This is a genomic window from Catellatospora sp. NPDC049609 (assembly GCF_040675365.1).
Taxonomy (GTDB): Bacteria; Actinomycetota; Actinomycetes; order Mycobacteriales; family Micromonosporaceae; genus Catellatospora.
On record NZ_JBFAOU010000497.1, the window covers coordinates 1 to 1,012 of the forward strand.

Here is a 1,012-nt window from a genome sequence, read left to right on the forward strand (position 1 = left end):
CCGGGGCTCCGCGGCGCCTCGCGCCCCGCCTTTCCGTAGACGTTGGCCTATCTGGATGACTTCGATCATGGTTTTTTCATCCAGATAGGCCAACGTCTATGACGGGACGGGACGGGACGGGACGGGACGGCACGGGGCGGGATGGGGTGGGGTGGGGGCGGGGGAGGGGGAGGGCGGCGGCGTGGTCGCGGGTGGGGTGGCGGGGGCGCGGCTACCGTCGAGGGGTGGCGAAGGCGGGTGGGGGGTTCCTGCGGTGGGTGGAGCTGGACGAGGACGGGACGGACCTGGCGGCGTACCCGTTCGCGCTGCCGGTGGTGGCCGCGCTCCGTAAGGCCGGGCGGCTGGAGCTGGACCCGAAGGTGACGTTCCTGGTCGGTGACAACGGCACCGGCAAGTCGACGCTCATCGAGGCGATGGCGGTGGCGGCCGGGTTCAACCCCGAGGGCGGCTCGACGAACTTCACCTTCGCCACCCGGGCCACCGAGTCGGTGCTGGGCGGGCACCTGCGGCTGGTACGCGGGCTGCGCAAGCCGCGCACCGGGTTCTTCCTGCGGGCGGAGTCGTTCTACAACGTCGCCACCGCGATCGAGGACCTCGGCGTGGCGCACGCGTACGGCGGCCGCAGCCTGCACGAGCGCTCGCACGGGGAGTCGTTCCTGGACCTGGTCGCGCACCGGTTCGGGCCGCAGGGGCTGTACCTGCTCGACGAGCCGGAGGCGGCGCTGTCGGTGTACGGCTGCCTGGCGGTCATCGCCCGGATCCAGGAGCTGACCGCGCAGGGCTCACAGTTCGTCGTCGCGACCCACTCGCCGGTCCTGCTGGCGGTGCCGGGGGCGCGGATCCTGCAGATCGACGCCGACGGCGCGATCGCCCGGGTCGGCTACGACGACGCCGAGCCGGTCGTGCTGACCCGCTCGTTCCTCGCCGAGCCCCAGCTCTACCTGCGCCACCTGCTCGCCGCCGACTGAGCGGCGGCGAGCCATCATGATCCGTTCGTGTGGACGCCTACCGC

General features: G+C 72.5%; 1 protein-coding gene. It reads left to right on the top strand.

The window, feature by feature from the left end:
• Positions 1–224: 224 nt before the first annotated feature.
• Entirely contained in the window at positions 225–968 is a 744-nt protein-coding gene (locus tag AB0J67_RS41390) for an AAA family ATPase (RefSeq protein ID WP_363491330.1), read from the top strand.
• Positions 969–1,012 lie beyond the last annotated feature (44 nt).